The following is a 16,357-nucleotide window of genomic DNA, read 5'->3' as shown; positions in this document are numbered from 1 at the left end:
TTCGGAAAGGCTGGGGCTGGAGGGGTTGACGAGGTTATTATTATACGCGCGTAGACAAAAAATAGGCAGGGAGTGGATCGACGTGAGCGACACACAGCGGGTCCCGGTACGCACGCTCGGCCCCGGCGGCGTGACCACGTCGCTGTTCGGGCTGGGCTCCTGGAACACCTGGGACCGCATGGAGTTCGGCGACGCCGTCGCCCTCCTGCGCCGCGCCCTGGACGCCGGCGTGACACTCTTCGACGTGGCCCACTACAACATGGGCCCGCACGCCGAGCAGGCGCGTACCGACGTCATCTTCGGCGAGCTGGTCCGCGAGGCCGGCGTGCGCAGGGAGGACTACCAGCTCTGCGGCAAGCTGTGGCTGTGGGAGTACCCGCGGGCCGGCTTCCGCGAGCAGCTCGAGGTGAGCCTGGGCCGCATCGGGATCGAGCGCGCCGACACCGTCGTGGTGGGCGACTACATGGAGCGCCCCGACATCCGGCAGATCGTCCTCGACGTGAACGAGCAGATCAGGGCCGGGTGGTTCGGCGGCTGGGGCGTCAACAACTGGATCGCCGAGGACGTGGACCTGGCGCTGCGCTTCGCCGCCGACGAGGGGCTGACCCCGCCGGGCTTCGCCCAGCTCAAGTACAGCATCGCGCGCCGGTCGATGGCCGAGGGCGACCACTACGGCACGCACTTCGCCGCGGGCACGCTGGCGCTGCAGGCCTCCGACGTCTTCGAGGGCGGCATCCTGGTCGGCAGGAAGTTCCCCGAGCGGAAGATCGGCGCGGACCCCGGCGGCATCCGCGAGGCGATCAGGGACGCCGGCGACGCGGTGGCGCGCGTGGCGGCCGGGTTCGGCGCCACGCCCGCGCAGGTGGCCATCGCCTTCTGCCTGGAGCACCCGGCGGTCGCCAACGTGTTGTTCGGGGTGAGCCGGATGGAACAGCTCGACGACAACCTGGGTGCGCTGGAGCTGTGGCGCGCGCACGGCGCCGAGGTGCGCGCCGCGCTCTCCGACCTGTGGCTCGACCGTGAGGTACGCGCCGACGGCCGCTGGACGTGACCCGCCCGCCCGATGTGCGAGGATCTTCAAGATCCATTTCCCCCGGACGAAGGGCCGCGCATGAACGCCGGGCAGCCGACCACCGCCGACCTGCGCGAGTCCTACGCCGAGGTCTCGTACGTCCATCAGACCGGTCTGGGCTGGACGGCGGTGGTCCCCGACGACGGGCGGCCGCTCACGCTGGAGCAGATCGCCGCCAGGCTCGCCGGTGACGCGCCGTACGAGATCCACGAGCCGGCGCCGCTGAGCGCCGTCGTGCCGCCGGACTTCGACGCGTATCCCGTGCTCGTCGGCTGGTACGGCGCGACCACCGTGCTCTTCGAGTTCGGCGCCGTGTGGCCGGACACGCTCGGCCGGCTCAGCCGGGACGCCCGGGCCTACGGCGTCCGGTGGAACGTCAACGCGGTCAACGCGCTGAGCTTCGCGGCCGGGGGCGAGCTCGTGCTGAGCGTCGACGCGCTCTTCCCGGCCCGGCAGGAGGCTCACCCCGGCCTGGCCCGCTGGCCCGAGCTGCGGGCGACGACCGACTTCTTCCACAGCTCGGACGAACCCGACGAGGACGACGACGAGGACGACGGCTCCCACTGGCGCGACGGCTACGACTGGCGGGCCGCCTGTCTCACGGTCATCGAGCAGACCACCGGGGCGCGGCTCACCCTCGGCTGGGAGCAGCGGCCGCGCCCCTACGTGACGTTCCGCCTGTCCGACGCGACCTGAGCCGGCCTGTCCGGCGCGGTCCGCGGCAGGTCGAGGACGACCTTGCCCTGGACGCGGCGGCCGAGCAGGCTCGCGGCGGCTTCGGCGGCGTCGTCCCAGGGCGCGCGCAGGCCCACCGGGACGTCCAGTTCCCCGGCGGCCAGCAGGCCGATCAGGTGGGCGAGGTCGGCGCCGAGCGGGGTCTCCAGGTTGAAGTTCTCGATCCGCCCGCGCAGCGACCTGACCCGGGCCTCCTCGAAGTCGATCGTGGTCGGCTCGCGCGAGGCCTTGCCGATGGCCTGGACCACGCCGTCGTCCGTCAGCCGCAGGAACGCCTCGGCCAGTTGCCGTCCGCCCACGTTGTCCAGGACGCCAAAGACGCGCTCGCGCAGCCCGGCGGGCCCGATGACGATCTCGGCGGCCCCCAGCTCGCGCAGCCCGGCGCCGCGTTCCGGCGCGCCGACCGAGGCGATGACGTGCGCGCCGGCCCGCGCGGCGAGCTGCACCGCGAAGCGGCCGACCCCGCCGGACGCGCCGGTGACCAGGACGCGGCGGCCGGCGATCGGCCCCAGCCTGCGCACGGCCTGCGCGGCCGTCCCCCCGGCGACCGGCAGCGCGGCGGCCAGGCCGAGGTCCACGCCGTCGGGTACGACGGCCAGGTCGGCGGTGTCCACGGCACGCAGCTCGGCCCAGGCGCCGGCCCAGCCGAAGGTGACGACCCGGGCGCCCGCCGCCGGTCCCGAGCCGTCGGCGGCGGCCCGGACGACGACGCCCGCGGCGTCCCAGCCGGGAACGTGCCGGGCAGCAGGACGGGGAGCGGGACGGGAAGGATCGCCGGGGGCATCGCCGGGTCGCGGGTCCGGCGAGCGGTAGGCGATCTCGCCGAAGTTGAGCGCGACGGCCGCCACCTCGACCAGCGCCTGGTGCGGGGCCGGCACCGGGTCGGGGACGGCGCCGAAGGTCAGGTCTGGGTCGAAGATCAGTGCTTTCATGCGCCCCAGCCTGCGCGCCGCCCCGCACGATCGGCTGACGGTCCCCGCACGACGCCACCACCAGACACCACCACCCGATACCAGAGCCAGACGCCAGAGCCCGCCGCCGCCCGCCGAGGTGCGGCCGGCGGCGGTCAGTGGCGTCAGTGGCGGTCGAGGTGGCGGTCGAGGTGGCGCGAACGCCGCGTCTCGTGCCTGATCGCGAGCCGGATCGCCCAGTAGATCACGAAGAACACCACCACCACGGGGATGACGTACAGGACCAGGATGATCAAGAGTTCCGCCGCGCCCACGTTCATCTCGTCCTCCATCCGACAGGGGAAGATCAAGGCTGCCGGATCGGCGCGGTGAGCGTCTAGAGCCGCGCCTCGGCCGCCTTGACTTTCGCCGGGGCCAGTGTGGCCAGGACGAGGAGCAGCGCGCTCTGGGCCAGCATGCCGGGGGCCAGCGGCGGCGCCGAGCCGGTCGACTTGGTGAGGGCGTACCACCACTGGGTCAGCGGCGACAGCGTCGGCCAGGCGGGGTCGAAGACGCCGGCCCGGTGGTTGGCCGAGACGTGCGCGTACACGCCGAACGCGGCCGCCAGCAACACGATCAGGGCCACCGCGCGCACCGCGTTCACCGCGCCCGGCGTGTCGCGCACGAGCAGGAGCACCACCGCGGACCCGAGCAGCACCAGCGCCAGCCACGGGATCAGCTGCTGGGCGGAGCGCCAGTGCCCTTCGGCGAACAGCTCGAACGCGCCGCCCAGGATCCCCAGGACCACCACGCCGATGAGCCCGAGTCTCAGGTTGATCGAAGTCATGACCCGATGCTGGCCGACCGGGCTCAACGGAAGCTCAGCGGTAGGTGAATGTTCAATGAGAACCGGCCGCCCGGCCGCCGCGCACGGAGATTCTGGTAACAAACATTTCCGAAATAACCGGTCTTAACTCTTGCCATTGACTGGATTTGTTGGAACATATGGTCTGAGTCGTTCGAGTGAGGCCATAGATCACCTACCCGCAAATGGTGGCGGCGAGGGAAGGGGCAACGCTCATGCGCCAACGTGCCGTCCGGAACCTGGCGAAGCTGGACGCGACGCATGCCAGGGTCACCCGGATACTCGACGCGGCAGCGGGCGGGAAGAACAACTTCCTCGCCGACGAGGCCATGGTGTGCCGATTCGACCAGGTCGCCCCCGTCGCCAAGACCGCGGCCAGGGCCGTGCTCCAGTTCCTGACGCGAGTCGTCCGCCACCTGGCCGCCGACGAGGGCATCGACCAGTTCCTCATCGTGGGCAGCGGCGTCTCCAGCGGCCTGCCGCCCGGGAACATGCTGCACGACCAGGCCCGCGCGGCCTCGGCCGGTGACCCGCGGGTGCTGTACGTGGAGAGCGACCCGATGGTGGTCACGCTGGCGCAGGCCACCGTCGAGCCGTTCACCGACCTGGTGCGGGTGGTCGACGGTGACGTGCGCGAGATCGACGACCTGCTGCGCGACCAGGTGGTCCAGACGTTCATCGACTGGGACCGCCCGCTGGCCGTGCTGCTGCTGTCGGCGCACGGCGTCGACGACGACGAGTACGCCCACTACGTCGTCAAGCGGCTGTGCCACGCGGCCTCGCCGGGCAGCTACCTGGCCCTGCTGCACACCACCTTCGACGGCGTCCCGCCGGAGCTGCGGCCGGCCATCCACGACGTGCTCACCATGACGCTGCCCGGCCTCACCATCAGGTCCAGGGCCGAGGTCGAGGCCCTGCTGGACGGCCTGGACCTGGTGGCTCCCGGCCTGGTGTGGATCCCGCGGTGGCGGCCGGTCGAGCACGACCTCGCCTGCGGCGAGGACCCCTGCGCGTCGGGCAACTACGGCGCGCTGGCCCGCATCTCCTGAAGCGGCCCCCGAGGCCCCCGGGCCCCGGCTACCTGACCGGGCCGCGCGTGCGCAGCTTCTGCAGGTCGCTCATCGCGCGGGCGCGCGCGTCGACCACGTTGCGCAGCGCGCCGCCGGCCAGGTTCAGCAGCAGCACGCAGATCATGATGGCCGCGCCGGGCGCGACGATCAGCCACGGCGCCTGCGTCAGGTACGACCGGCCCTCGGCGATCATGTTGCCCCAGGTGGGCGTCGGCGGCGCGATGCCCAGCCCGAGGAAGCTCATCGCCCCGTCCACCAGCATCGCCGACGCCGACAGGATCACCACCTGGACCAGCGCCAGCGGCAGCACGTTCGGCAGCACGTGGACGAAGAGGATCTTCGCCGGCCGCATGCCGGACACCCGGGCCGCCCCGATGTACTGCCGTTCGGCCACGCCGAGCACCCGGCTGCGGATCACCCGCGCGGTGAACGGCGTGAAGATCACCGTCAGCGCGATCAGCTCGGTCCAGATGCTCGCGCCCAGTCCGATGGCCAGCGCCATGGCCAAGATGATCGCCGGGAACGACATCCAGGCGTCCATGACGCGCATGACCACCGCGTCGACCGTCCGGTAGAAGCCGCTGACCAGGCCGATCACCATGCCGGTGAACGCGGCGCAGAGCGTGATGAGCGCCGACAGGCCGAGCGAGGCGCGCCCGCCGGAGATCAGCCTGCTGAACACGTCGCGCCCGTAGGAGTCGGTGCCGAGCAGGTGGTCGGCCGAGGGCGGGAGCAGCCGGTTGACCGGGTCGGTGGCGTTCGCCTCGGGCAGCAGCGGCGGCAGCAGGACGATGGCCAGCACGATCAGCACGAGCAGCGTGGTGGCGGCGGCCAGCAGGCGATTGCGCCGCAGCGATCGCAGGAACCCGCCGGCCGCCGCCGGTCCCGCGACCCCGGCAGGGGCCTGGCTGGCGACTTCGGTCATGACACACGCACCTTGGGGTCGAGGAGGGCGTAGGACAGGTCGACGACCAGGTTGACGAGCACGAACATGAGGGCCACGAACAGCGTCACGCCCTGGACGAGCGGGAAGTCGCGGGTGGCCACCGCGCCCATGAGCAGCGAGCCGAGCCCGGGGATCACGAAAATCGACTCGATGATCACGATGCCGCCGACCATCATCGCGAAGTTGCTGCCCAGCTGGGTGATGAGCGGCATGAGCGCGTTCGGCAGCACGTGCTTGATCATGACCTGCCGCTCCGACAGGCCCTTCACCCGCGCGGTGCGCAGGTAGGCGTGCGGCAGCTCGCCGAGCACGCTCTCGCGCAGCGTCAGGATGAACAGCGCGGACTGCCCGATGACCAGGCAGATCACCGGCAGCACCAGCATCGGCACGGCGGCCACCGGGTCGGCGAAGAGGTTGACGTAGCCGCTGGAGGGGAACCAGCGCAGCGTCACCGCGAACACCAGCACCAGGATCAGCGCGATCCAGAAGTCCGGGATGGCCATGCCCAGGCCGGACATCTGGCTGAGCCCGCGGGCCAGCAGGTTGCGCGGCGACACCGCGTTCCACGCGGTGACCGCCACCGCGACCAGGAAGCTGATCACGGTGCTGATCACGGCCAGCGTGAGCGTCGGCACGACGTGGTCGAGCACCACCGGGATCACCGGCGAACGGTAGGTGATCGAGGCGCCGAAGTCGCCGTGCGCGACGTTGCCCAGCCAGCTCAGGTACTGCTCCCACAGCGAGCCGGTCAGTCCCATGCTCTGCCTGAGCGCCTCCACGTCCTCGGGCCTGGCCGTCGGCCCGAGGATCGCGATGGCCGGATCGCCGGGGATCAGGCGGATGACGAAGAACATCATCGTGCCCACGATCAGCAGGATGACGATCAGGTCGCGCAGCCGCCGGAGCAGGAGTGGCGTCATGTGCCCCGCTCCCCTACTTCTGCAGCCAGGAGTTCCAGAACACGCGGTAGAACGTGTCGTACCCCTTCAGCTTGGGCGAGTAGGCGGCGTACAGCCTGGACTGGCTGAGCGTGATGACCGGGAACTGCTGCCAGACGTAGCCCTGGAGCTTGTCCATCACGGCCTTGGCCGCCTCGGGCGAGGTGACGCCGTTGTACTCCTCGACCAGCTTGGCCAGCTCGGGCGAGCTGGAGCCGTTGAGCCCGCCGAGCGTGACCGCGGGCATCTGGGACGGCGAGGTCAGCGCGGCGTTGAAGAACAGCGTGGTGATGTCCCAGCCGGCCGGGTCCTTGGTGAGCGTGCCGAGCATGGTCGGGAAGTCGAAGGTGTCGATCTTCGTCTTGATGCCGATCTTGGAGAGCTGGTCCTGCAGGAGCACGGCCCACTGGCTGAACTGCGGGTAGCTGTTGGTCGTCACGATGTGCACGGTGTCACCGGCGTTGATGCCGGCCTGGGCGAACAGCTCCTTGGCCTTGGCCGGGTCGTGCTGCTTGTAGACGTCCTCGCCGACCGAGGAGTACAGGGCCTTGTTGTCCTGCGAGACCATCGCGCCCACCTCCACCGACAGGTCGGGGCCGCCGCCGGTGGCGGCGTTGATGGCGCGCTTGTCCATGAGCAGGTTGAGCGCCTGGCGGGCGCGCGGGTCGGTGAACTTCGAGCCCTTGTTGAAGTTCGGGATGATCACGTTCTGGTTCGCGCCGGCCAGGTGGCTGACGACCACGGCCGGGTTGTTCTTGAGCGCGACGTACTGGTCGTCGCTGGGCATCGCGTGCTGCCACTGGCCGGTCTGCAGGCCGTTGATCAGCGCGTCCTGGTCGGCGACGACCTTGTAGGTGATCGCGTCGAGGTAGGTGTGCTTGGCGCCGGCCTGGCCGCCCCAGTCCTCCTCGGCGCGCGACTTGTAGCCGTCGAAACGTTCCAGCACGATCTCGCGGCCGATGTCCCAGGTCTTCAGCTTGTACGGCCCGGTGCCGACCGCGGCCTCCTTGAGGAAGCCGGTGGGTGGCACGCCCTGGAGGTTCTTGGCCGCGTAGATCTCCGCGCCGGGGCTGGCCAGCTCGTCGATCAGCGGGTAGCGGGGCTTCTTCAGCTCCAGCTTGACCGTGGTGTCGCCGTCGGCCGCGAGGCTCTTGACGTCGGCGTTGACCTGCTGGCCGGTCAGGTGGGTCTTGAGCCAGCGCTGCAGGCTGGCGACCACGTCGGCGGCGGTCAGCGCGCCGCCGTCGTGGAACGTGACACCGGCGCGCAGCTTGAAGGTGTAGGTCAGCCGGTCGTCGCTCATCTCGTAGGTGTCGACCAGCATGGGGCGGGCGGTGAAGGCCTTGTCGACCTCGAAGAGCTTCTCGTACAGCAGGTTGCCGATGTGCGCGGTGACCTGGCCGGGGTTGGCGACCATGTCCAGCGACTGCGGGTCGGTGGGGACGGCGACGGTGAGCGTACCGCCGCGCACCGGCGGGCCGGCGTCGGCGGACGACGGTGCCGACGCGGACGGCGCCGCGCCGGCGCAGCCGGTGAGCAGCAGGGCGCCGGCCGTCGCGACGGCGAAGAGTCCGGCTCGCCATGCGCGCGGGCCGCTCCAGAGCACGTTCATAGTGGTTCTCGCTCTTGGCTCGAGGGTGTGGGGGGAGGTGCGGGGCGAGCGGGCGGGCTCAGCCGTGCCGGTCGAGGTAGGTCGACAGGTCGGGGTTGGCGGCCAGGAGCCGGCCCGTGTACGCGTGGGTCGAGGAGGTCGCGATCGAGTGCGGGGTGCCGACCTCGATGAGATCGCCCTGGTACATCACGCCGACGCGATCGGCGACCGACAGCACCAGGCTGAGGTTGTGCGTGATGAACAGGAAGCTGATGCCGCGCGAGCGGCGCAGTTGCAGGAGCAGGTTCATGACCTGGCCCTGCACCGAGACGTCGAGAGCGGAGGTGGGCTCGTCGGCCACGATGAGCCGGGGTTCGGCGGCCAGCGCGCGGGCGATCGACACCCGCTGGCGCTGGCCGCCGGACAGCTGGGACGGCAGCCGGCCCGCGCAGGTGGCGGGCAGGCCGACCTCGTCGATGAGCTCGGCCACCCGCCGGTCGAGTTCCGCGCCGCGCATCGGGGTCAGTTCGCGCAGCGGTTCGGCGATGATGCGGGCGATGGTGTGGCGGGGGTCGAGCGAGCTCTGCGGGTCCTGGAAGATCAGTTGGGTGCGGCGGCGGAAGGCCCGCTCGTCGCCGTGCAGGCCGTCGTCGGTGATCCGGTGCTCGCCGAAGGCGATCGTGCCGGACGTGGGCGTCTCCAGCGCGCTGACCAGGCGGCCGAGCGTGCTCTTGCCGGAGCCCGACTCGCCGACCAGGCCGAAGAACTCGCCGGGGGCGATCTCCAGCGAGACCTCGTTCACCGCGCGCACGCCCGTGTCGCGAGCCGATCGGCGGAACAGGCCGCGCGAGGTGCCGTAGACCTTGGTGACCCGGTCGACGACCAGCGGCGGGACGGCGTCGCCCGCCGCGGGCCCGTCCTGTTCCGCCAGGTCGCCGGGGGTGCGCGTGACGGGCTCCGCCGGGTCGGCGCCGCCCTCGATCACGGCCCTGAGCCTGGCCTCGGAGATCGTCGGGAAGCCGGCCCGCCGGCTGACGCCGACCTGCGGCACGCATTCCAGCAGCGCCCGGGTGTACGGGTGCTTCGGCGCGGTGAGGATGTCCAGCTTGTCGCCGATCTCCACCAGCCGTCCCCGGTACATGACGGCGATCCGGTCGGCGATCTCCGCGGCCACGCCCATGTCGTGGGTGATGAACACGCACGCGGTCCGGTGCTCGTGCTGCACGCGCCGGAACAGGGCCAGGATCTCGGCCTGCGTGGTCACGTCCAGCGCGGTGGTCGGCTCGTCGGCGATGAGGATGTCGGGGTCGGACATCAGCGACATCGCGATCATCACCCGCTGCTGCATGCCGCCGGAGAGCTGGTGCGGGTAGAGCGCCATGATCCGGTCGGTGTCAGCCAGGCCGACCTCGGTGAGCAGCGTGCGGGCCTTGTCCTCGGCCTCGCGGCGCAGCCTGCTCCCCCGGCGCAGGGCCTGGCGCGGCAGCGCGCCGTCCGGCCGGTACGCCTCGATGAGCTGGATCCCGATGCGCTGGGCCGGGTTGAGCGAGTCCAGCGCCTCCTGGAAGATCATTCCGATCCGCGCGCCCCGGTAGGCCCGCATCTCGGCGGCGCTGAGGCGCGTGACGTCCACGCCGGCGACCGAGATCTCGCCTTCGGTGTAGACCGGCGCCACGAACTCCAGCAACCGGATGATCGACAGGGCGGTCACGGTCTTTCCGCTGCCCGACTCGCCGACGACGCAGAGCGTCTGCCCCGACGCGACGTCGAGAGTGAGCCCGTGGACGAGTTCGAGCCGGTCTGCGTGATCGGTCTCTTCGCGGGTCACACCGATCGTTAAGTCCGTCAGGTTGAGCAGCGACATGCGCGAGAGCTCCCTTCCTGGCACTGGTCACCGGAGCGCTCAGCGGCGCCTAAACCCACGCTGACCTGCCGAAAGCCATGTCCAGCCAGATAGTTCTACAAAGGTTGACAGACGGTGTCCGCAGTGTCAACGGTTATTCCACGTTCGTAGACAGAGGCTTCCGCGCCGGGGAAATCGTCTCTATGGTTACGTCTACGCGCGTAGATATTAACGGCGGAACGCGTGCCGAGGAAGACCCGCACCCGGGTCCACGAGCAGAGAGAGCCGAACGTGAATCCATCCCCCAGCCCCGACCCGATCATCGCCATCGCCACCGGCTACATGGGCGCCAAGCAGCTCTTCGCCGCCAGCAGGATCGGGCTGTTCGCCGCGCTGCGCGACGGCGAGCGCACCGCCGCCGAGCTCGCCGAGGCCACCGGCGTCACGCCGCGCATGGCGCGCATCCTGGCCGACTCCATGTCCGGCCTGGGCCTGCTGAGCCGGTCCGACGGCCGCTACCGGCTCGGCGACACCGCGGCGGCCTACCTGGTCGGCGAGAAGTCGGAGCTCGACCTGGCGCCGTTCCTGACCTTCCTGAACGAGATCAGCTACGGCCACTGGCTGCAGTTCGACACCACCGTGGACACCACCGAGCCCGGCACCCTGGACACCTCGGGCGACCGGTGGGGCACGTTCATGGCCGGTGTCATGACCTACAACGCCCTGCACGCGAAGATGCTCGCGGCCGGCTTCGACTTCTCCGGCTACCGGGAACTGCTCGACCTGGGCGGGCTGTCGTCCGGCTTCGCCATGGAGGCGCTGCGCGCCAACCCCGGTCTGCGGGCCACCTTCGTCTACGACCCGTCGTTCGCCGACATGGTGGCCGAGCAGGTCGCCCAGGCCGGCCTGGCGGACCGGGCGACGGTCAGCGGCGCGCCCACCGACACGGCCACGCCCGCGGGCTCGTTCGACCTGGTCATGGTCAACCACGTGGTGCACCGCTTCAACGCCGAGCAGAACCGGCGCATCCTGGCCAACGCCCGCGCCGCCGCCGCGCCCGGCGCCCGGCTGCTGCTGCTCGACTTCTTCCTCGACGACGACCCCGAGCAGCGGGCCATCGACGCGCTGCACGCCGGCGAGTACCTGGTCATCGACGGAACCGTGGTCTACGAGGAGTCCGAGGTGCGCGGCTGGCTGGCCGAGGCCGGGTGGCGGGCCGTGGACAAGCTGGCGCTGCCCGGCAGCCCCCGCGTCCTGGTCGCGGAAGCCGTCTGAGCGACCGACTGAAAACCCTGTTTGAGAACGTCTGAGAGGAATCGACATGGCACTCGACCCAGCGGTCGCCGAGTTCCTGGCGGCCATGCCCGGGCCCGCGTCCGACGCGGACGCCCCGCCCGCGCCGATGAGCGCGGCCGAGATGCGGGCCGGTTTCGCCGCCTCGATCCGCCTGCCCGACGACCTGGAGCCGGTCGCCTCGGCCGCCGACCACCTGATCCCCGGCCCGGGCGGCGACCTGCGGGTGCGGGTCTACCTGCCCGAGTCCGACGCTCCGGTGCCCGCGTTCGTGTGGATCCACGGCGGTGGCTGGACGATCGGCAGCGTCGAGGAGAACGAGGTGTCCTCCCGCGCGGTGTGCAACGGCGCCGGCGTGGCGGTGGTCTCCGTCGAGTACCGGCTCGCGCCCGAGCACCCCTTCCCCGCCGCGCCCGAGGACTGTTACGCGGTGGTGGAGTGGCTGGCCGCGCACGGCGCCGGGTTGGGCATCGACGGCACGCGCATCGCGATCGGCGGTGAGAGCGCCGGCGGCAACCTGTCCACGGTGGTGTCGATGATGTCCAGGGACCGGGGCGGGCCGCGCATCTCGGCCCAGGTGCTCATCTGCCCGGTCTTCGGCCACCCCGGCGACGGCCGGGCCTCCTACGCCGACTGCGCCGAGGGTTACGGCATGACGGCCGGGGTGATGTGGTGGTTCTTCGAGCAGTACGCGGCCGACCCGGCGGACCTGGGCAACCCGTACCTGCTGCCGCTGCGGGCCGAGGACCTGAGCGGCCTGCCCCCGGCGCTGGTGATGACGGCCGAGTACGACGTGCTGCGCGACGAGGGCGAGGAGTACGCCAAGCGGCTCGCGGAGGCCGGCGTGCCCACCGAGCTGACCAGGTACGACGGCCAGATCCACGGGTTCTTCGGCCTGTACACCTCGCTGCCCGCGGCGCCGCGCTCGCACGCGCAGGTCTCGGGCTTCCTGCGTGAGGTGTTCGGCTGAGTCCGGCCGATCCGCCGGCCCGGCACGCACACCGCGTGCCGGGCCTTCTCATGCACGCGTCAGGGGCGGGCTCAGGCGCGTGTCAGGGGCGGGCGATCCGCTCGAAGAACGAGTCGAGGTGCCGCTGCTGCAGCTCGACGGTGGAGAACTTGGGGCCGACCAGGCTCATCACGTTCGCGCCCGCGTTCATCAGGACGATCTCGTCGACGAGCTGCTCGTCGGGCATGGCGGTGCGGATGTCGCCGTCCTCCCTGCCCTCGACGATCATCCGGTGCAGCATGCCGCGCCAGGTGCCCAGGTGTTCCAGGTACTTGTCGTACAGCCTGGGGTTCGACAGCGAGGTCTGCCAGAAGATGAGCAGCACCCGGCCGGCCTGGATGCGGTCCTCGTCGATGGGCATCGACTTCTCGCACATCTCGCGCAGCGCGTCCACGCCGCGGCGGCCTTCGAGCGAGATGTAGCTGTTCATCATGCTGAGCGCGCGCTCGTACGTCGCCTCGATGATGTCTTCCTTGCCGGGGAAGTAGTGCTTGAGCGCGCCGTTGGCGAAGCCCGCGGCGCTGGCGATCTCGCGCATGGTCGCCGCCTCGATGCCCCCCTTGGTGATCAGGTCCCACGTCACGTCGATGATGTCACTGCGGCGCTGGTCGTGGTCGATGATCTTGGGCATCGGGCACCCCCTGCGGACGTTCTCGTACACCGAACACGAGCACGTGTTCGGCCATGGTTCGTCTACCAGTGTAGGACAAAGGGTCGGCAGGGGGTTGACCACGGCTCGTCAAGCCCTCGGAACCGGCCCGATTCGTCCGAGGGCTCCAGGCTATCCGAGTGTGCGGCCGATCTCCGCACGGAACTCGGCTCCGGTCAGCGCAAGACGGTGATCTCCGGGCACCCGGGCCAGCCGCGCGCCCGGGGCCAGCGCCACGACGGCCTCGATACCCGAGGTCATCTGGTCGTCGGCGCCCGCCACGAACAGCGGCGGCGAGTCCCCGGCCCACTTCTTCGGCTCGAACGGCGTGCTGCGCAATCCCGCCACGCAGGTCACCAGGCCCGCCGCGCGCTCGGGCGACCCGTGCGCGGCGTGCCCGATCATCCCGGCCAGCATCCCGACCAGCGGATCTCCGGGTGCGGCGGCTCCCGTGACGGCTTCACGCAGCGCGGCGACGTCCACGGCGGCGAACGGCTCGAACGGGCTGAGCCCGCCCAGCACCACCCGGCGCACCCGCGACGCGTCCAGCTCGGGCAGTTCCCAGGCGAGCCTGGCCCCCAGCGAGTAACCCACCACGTCGAACGCCCCGCCGTCCACCAGGGCGAGCAGGGCTGCGGCGATGGCCGGGGCGGTGGCGGACCCGGGGCCGGCCGGCGGCGGGCTGTCGCCGTGTCCGGGCAGATCGGGCACGATCACCGTCCGGCCGGCGGCGGCCAGTTCTTCGGCGATCCCGGTCTCCACCCAGTCCTGGCGGCCGTCGGAGGCGAAGCCGTGCAGCAGCAGGACGGGCGGCCCGTCACCGTCCCCCTGCGGCGTGAACGTGCGGACGGCCAGGTCGGCGGCGTGCGGCATGGTCATCTCCCCCTTCACCGGCTCATCGCGGGGACGGGGAAGTCGACCACGACCTGCCCGGTGCCGCTGCTGCCGAAGTACGGGCACAGCTGCTCGCCGCGCCCGGTGTAGTCGCGCCAGCCGAGCAGGCCGAACAGCATGGCGGTGTCGGCCATGGCGCCCTCGCCGGTGCAGCGGGCGTTGTAGTCGGGCAGCATGTCGAGGAATTCCGGGATGCGTCCCTCGGCCCACATCTCCAGCACCGCGTGGTCGACGGTGCGGTTGATCTCGCTGCTGACGTCGTTGAGCAGCGATTCGGCGATCTCGTTGGGCGGGAAGGCGTGCGACAGCGAGCCGCTGGCCAGGAACGCCACCTTGCGGCCGCTGCGCTGGACGGCACGCAGCAGCGCCTCGCCGACGCGGCGGTTCTCCTCGACGCTGGAGTAGATGTTGCAGCCGATGGGCAGCACGCGGATGTCGGATTCCTGGTTCATGAAGTACATCGGGACCAACGTGGCGTACTCCAGGCCGAGGTCCTGGTAGGTGTGCACGCGGGCCTTCTGCCCGCCCGCCGCGATCTCCTCGCGGATCAGCTCGGCCAGCTCGGGGTCGCCCTGGTAGTCGTAGGCCAGGTCGTGGATGAAGTGCGGCAGCTCGTGGCTCACGTACGTGGCGTGGTGCCGGCCCTTGCCGTTGAGGTGGAAGCCGATGCTGTTCATCCAGTGCGTGTCGGCGACCAGGAAGGTGTCGGCGCCGCGTTCGCGGGCCCGCCGGCCGATCTCCGTCAACGCCAGCTCGGCCGGACGCCTGATGCCGAAGTGCTTGCCCGGCTGGATGGACAACCAGATCGACGGCACATGAGTGATCTTCGCGGCCAGGACCACCTCCCCCATCACCCGACACCGCCCGAAATCTTGCTCATACGCACTTTCCTCTCCGGTCTGGACGTGATGCGAATCATGTAGGCGTCTGATGCGGACTGTCGATAACCTCGCATATGCCATAACATAAACGATGTCGTATACGATTTGAAGGGAGTCGAGGTGGGACACCCTCTTGGACTGTCACCCGGCAAGATCATCGCGGTGCACCTGAACTACCGCAGCCGCGCCGCCGAGCGCGGGCGGGTGCCGGACGTCCCGTCGTACTTCCTCAAGCCCCCGACGTCGTTGTCGTGGTCGGGCCGGCCCGTGGTGCGGCCGGCCGGGTGCGAGCTGATGGCCTTCGAGGGCGAGATCGCGGCGCTGATCGGCACCCGGGCGCACCGGGTCTCCCCCGAGCGGGCGCTGGAGCACGTGGCCGGGTACCTGGCCGCCGACGACTTCGGCGTCTACGACTTCAAGCACGCCGACCTCGGCTCCAACCTGCGGGCCAAGGGCCAGGACGGCTTCACCCCGGTCGGCGCCCGGCTGCTCACCGACGCCGATCCCGGGCGGTTGTGGCTGCGTACCTGGGTGAACGGGGAACTGGTGCAGGAGGCGTGCTCGGACGAGCTGCTGTTCGGCTTCGACCTGCTCATCGCCGACCTGTCCAGGTACATGACGCTGGAACCCGGTGACCTGATCCTGGCCGGAACCCCGGCGGGCTCGACCGTGGTGCGTCCAGGTGACGTGGTGGAGGTCGAGCTGGAGGGGGCCGGGCGGCTGCGCAACGAGGTGGTGGCCGAGGAGCGCGCGCCGGGTCCCTACGGGGTGCGGCCCCAGGTCACCGAGGAGACCCGCGCCGCCGCCGTCGGCCGCGGCCGCGCCGCCACTCCCCCGGCCGCCGCTCACCCGGCGAGCGAACCCGAGAAGACGGGCGGGCCGCTCGACGACGCCACCGTGGCGGCGCTGCGGTCGGTCGCGACCGCGACCCTGTCCGCCCAGCTGCGCGCCCGCGGCATCGACCACCACTTCATCCAGGGCGTCCGCCCCGCCCGGCCCGACCTGCGCATGGTCGGCGTCGCTCGCACCCTGCGCTACCTGCCGCTGCGCGAGGACGTCTTCGCCGAGATCGGCGGCGGCATGAACGCCCAGAAACGCACCGTCGAGGAGCTGCAGCCCGGCGAGGTGCTGGTCATCTCGGCCCGCGGCGAGCACGGCGCCGGCACCCTGGGCGACATCCTGGCCACCCGCGCGCTCAAGCGCGGCGCGGCCGGCGTCGTCACCGACGGCGGGCTGCGCGACAGCCCCGCCTTCGCCGGGCTCGACCTGCCCTCCTACTACGGCGCGGCGCACGCCGCGGTGCTCGGCCGCCGGCACGTGCCGATGGACTCCCAGCTGCCCGTGGACTGCGGCGGCGTGCTGGTGTGCCCGGGCGACGTGCTGGTGGGCGACGCCGAGGGCGTGGTCGTCATCCCGCCCGCGCTGGCCGCGGAAGTGGCCGCCGCCGCCGTCCAGCAGGAGGACGAAGAACGATTCATCCTCGAACGCGTCACGGAAGGCGCGCCGATCGACGGCCTGTACCCGCTGAAGGGCGCCTGGCGGCAGGCCTACGAGGTCGGCCCCTGCGCGACCAGCTCCACCGGGCCCGGCGGCTCGAACCACGACCGCACGCCGTCCACCACGACCTGGTGGTCCTCGACGAGCGCCACCCTCACGGGTCCGGCTCCGGCCGCTGCCAGAT

Annotated in this window: 16 protein-coding genes; 6 read left to right on the top strand and 10 right to left on the bottom strand. The window is 71.1% G+C overall.

What is annotated here, in order from left to right; all coding sequences use genetic code 11:
• Positions 1-82: 82 nt before the first annotated feature.
• Together HII36_RS31780 and HII36_RS31775 are read left to right on the top strand one after the other, a co-directional pair.
• A complete protein-coding gene (locus HII36_RS31780; RefSeq protein ID WP_173526976.1) occupies positions 83-1,051 on the top strand; it encodes an aldo/keto reductase in 969 nt (322 codons plus the stop codon).
• A gap of 60 nt (positions 1,052-1,111) precedes the next feature.
• The gene (locus HII36_RS31775; RefSeq protein ID WP_173526975.1) at positions 1,112-1,768 is read left to right on the top strand and encodes a hypothetical protein; all 657 of its coding nucleotides are present in this window, start codon (positions 1,112-1,114) and stop codon (positions 1,766-1,768) included.
• On the opposite strand, the gene HII36_RS31770 is transcribed toward HII36_RS31775, so the two are convergent.
• The 3 genes from HII36_RS31770 to HII36_RS31760 form a co-directional block, all read right to left on the bottom strand.
• Entirely contained in the window at positions 1,735-2,739 is a 1,005-nt protein-coding gene (locus HII36_RS31770; protein WP_173526974.1) for a zinc-binding dehydrogenase, read from the bottom strand. The two genes, HII36_RS31775 and HII36_RS31770, sit on opposite strands and share 34 nt — an antisense overlap.
• A gap of 143 nt (positions 2,740-2,882) precedes the next feature.
• On the bottom strand, positions 2,883-3,038 hold the full coding sequence (locus HII36_RS31765) for a hypothetical protein (protein ID WP_173526973.1): 156 nt from the start codon (positions 3,036-3,038) through the stop codon (positions 2,883-2,885).
• 56 nt (positions 3,039-3,094) lie between these two features.
• Positions 3,095-3,544 carry a hypothetical protein gene (locus tag HII36_RS31760; RefSeq protein WP_217370214.1) on the bottom strand — a complete coding sequence of 150 codons (450 nt, stop codon included), beginning with the start codon at positions 3,542-3,544 and terminating at the stop codon, positions 3,095-3,097.
• A 233-nt stretch (positions 3,545-3,777) separates the two neighbouring features.
• Between HII36_RS31760 and HII36_RS31755 the strand changes: the two genes are divergently transcribed.
• Complete coding sequence (locus tag HII36_RS31755; RefSeq protein WP_173526972.1) at positions 3,778-4,611, top strand: SAM-dependent methyltransferase; 834 nt, start codon at positions 3,778-3,780, stop codon at positions 4,609-4,611.
• Positions 4,612-4,639: 28 nt separating this feature from the next.
• Here HII36_RS31755 and HII36_RS31750 read toward each other — a convergent pair whose 3' ends face one another.
• The 4 genes from HII36_RS31750 to HII36_RS31735 are packed head-to-tail and all read right to left on the bottom strand — an operon-like array spanning position 4,640 to position 9,971.
• Positions 4,640-5,557, bottom strand: a complete 918-nt coding sequence (locus HII36_RS31750; protein WP_173526971.1) for an ABC transporter permease — start codon at positions 5,555-5,557, stop codon at positions 4,640-4,642.
• Positions 5,554-6,498: an ABC transporter permease gene (locus tag HII36_RS31745; protein WP_173526970.1), complete on the bottom strand. Its 945-nt coding sequence runs from the start codon at positions 6,496-6,498 to the stop codon at positions 5,554-5,556. The genes HII36_RS31750 and HII36_RS31745 overlap by 4 nt, the downstream gene beginning before the upstream one ends.
• Positions 6,499-6,511: 13 nt before the next feature.
• A complete protein-coding gene (locus HII36_RS31740) occupies positions 6,512-8,128 on the bottom strand; it encodes an ABC transporter substrate-binding protein (RefSeq protein WP_173526969.1) in 1,617 nt (538 codons plus the stop codon).
• Positions 8,129-8,186: 58 nt separating this feature from the next.
• Positions 8,187-9,971 (bottom strand): dipeptide ABC transporter ATP-binding protein, encoded by a 1,785-nt coding sequence (locus tag HII36_RS31735; RefSeq protein ID WP_173526968.1) that lies wholly within the window; start codon positions 9,969-9,971, stop codon positions 8,187-8,189.
• A 270-nt stretch (positions 9,972-10,241) separates the two neighbouring features.
• Between HII36_RS31735 and HII36_RS58815 the strand changes: the two genes are divergently transcribed.
• Together HII36_RS58815 and HII36_RS31725 are read left to right on the top strand one after the other, a co-directional pair.
• Positions 10,242-11,225 (top strand): methyltransferase, encoded by a 984-nt coding sequence (locus tag HII36_RS58815; RefSeq protein ID WP_328807975.1) that lies wholly within the window; start codon positions 10,242-10,244, stop codon positions 11,223-11,225.
• 46 nt (positions 11,226-11,271) lie between these two features.
• Positions 11,272-12,213: an alpha/beta hydrolase gene (locus tag HII36_RS31725; RefSeq protein WP_236004056.1), complete on the top strand. Its 942-nt coding sequence runs from the start codon at positions 11,272-11,274 to the stop codon at positions 12,211-12,213.
• Positions 12,214-12,295: 82 nt separating this feature from the next.
• Here the strand turns inward: HII36_RS31725 and HII36_RS31720 are convergent, their stop codons facing one another.
• The 3 genes from HII36_RS31720 to hpaD all read right to left on the bottom strand — a co-directional run bounded on the left by HII36_RS31720 (position 12,296) and on the right by hpaD (position 14,646).
• Positions 12,296-12,883 carry a TetR/AcrR family transcriptional regulator gene (locus HII36_RS31720; RefSeq protein ID WP_173526967.1) on the bottom strand — a complete coding sequence of 196 codons (588 nt, stop codon included), beginning with the start codon at positions 12,881-12,883 and terminating at the stop codon, positions 12,296-12,298.
• Positions 12,884-13,033: 150 nt separating this feature from the next.
• Complete coding sequence (locus HII36_RS31715; protein WP_236004055.1) at positions 13,034-13,780, bottom strand: alpha/beta fold hydrolase; 747 nt, start codon at positions 13,778-13,780, stop codon at positions 13,034-13,036.
• An 8-nt stretch (positions 13,781-13,788) separates the two neighbouring features.
• A complete protein-coding gene (gene hpaD, locus HII36_RS31710; protein ID WP_173526966.1) occupies positions 13,789-14,646 on the bottom strand; it encodes a 3,4-dihydroxyphenylacetate 2,3-dioxygenase in 858 nt (285 codons plus the stop codon).
• 150 nt (positions 14,647-14,796) lie between these two features.
• Between hpaD and HII36_RS31705 the strand changes: the two genes are divergently transcribed.
• Positions 14,797-16,357: fumarylacetoacetate hydrolase family protein (locus HII36_RS31705; RefSeq protein ID WP_328807974.1), on the top strand; the 1,561-nt coding region annotated here is incomplete at its 3' end.

Origin of the sequence: Nonomuraea antri (genome assembly GCF_013283785.1) — a bacterium.
Lineage (GTDB): Bacteria > Actinomycetota > Actinomycetes > Streptosporangiales > Streptosporangiaceae > Nonomuraea > Nonomuraea antri.
Note: the sequence above shows the minus strand (reverse complement) of the source record. Positions and strands in the feature narration are given on the sequence as shown.

Excerpts from the sequence above, each read along its gene's own strand:
- HII36_RS31745 (WP_173526970.1), bottom strand. The coding sequence starts at position 6,498 with ATGACGCCACTCCTGCTCCGGCGGCTGCGCGACCTGATCGTCATCCTG.
- HII36_RS31760 (WP_217370214.1), bottom strand. The coding sequence starts at position 3,544 with ATGACTTCGATCAACCTGAGACTCGGGCTCATCGGCGTGGTGGTCCTG.
- HII36_RS31715 (WP_236004055.1), bottom strand. The coding sequence starts at position 13,780 with ATGACCATGCCGCACGCCGCCGACCTGGCCGTCCGCACGTTCACGCCG.
- HII36_RS31755 (WP_173526972.1), top strand. The coding sequence starts at position 3,778 with ATGCGCCAACGTGCCGTCCGGAACCTGGCGAAGCTGGACGCGACGCAT.
- HII36_RS31740 (WP_173526969.1), bottom strand. The coding sequence starts at position 8,128 with ATGAACGTGCTCTGGAGCGGCCCGCGCGCATGGCGAGCCGGACTCTTC.
- HII36_RS31750 (WP_173526971.1), bottom strand. The coding sequence starts at position 5,557 with ATGACCGAAGTCGCCAGCCAGGCCCCTGCCGGGGTCGCGGGACCGGCG.
- HII36_RS31770 (WP_173526974.1), bottom strand. The coding sequence starts at position 2,739 with ATGAAAGCACTGATCTTCGACCCAGACCTGACCTTCGGCGCCGTCCCC.
- HII36_RS31725 (WP_236004056.1), top strand. The coding sequence starts at position 11,272 with ATGGCACTCGACCCAGCGGTCGCCGAGTTCCTGGCGGCCATGCCCGGG.
- HII36_RS31775 (WP_173526975.1), top strand. The coding sequence starts at position 1,112 with ATGAACGCCGGGCAGCCGACCACCGCCGACCTGCGCGAGTCCTACGCC.
- hpaD (WP_173526966.1), bottom strand. The coding sequence starts at position 14,646 with ATGGGGGAGGTGGTCCTGGCCGCGAAGATCACTCATGTGCCGTCGATC.
- HII36_RS31720 (WP_173526967.1), bottom strand. The coding sequence starts at position 12,883 with ATGCCCAAGATCATCGACCACGACCAGCGCCGCAGTGACATCATCGAC.
- HII36_RS31765 (WP_173526973.1), bottom strand. The coding sequence starts at position 3,038 with ATGAACGTGGGCGCGGCGGAACTCTTGATCATCCTGGTCCTGTACGTC.
- HII36_RS31735 (WP_173526968.1), bottom strand. The coding sequence starts at position 9,971 with ATGTCGCTGCTCAACCTGACGGACTTAACGATCGGTGTGACCCGCGAA.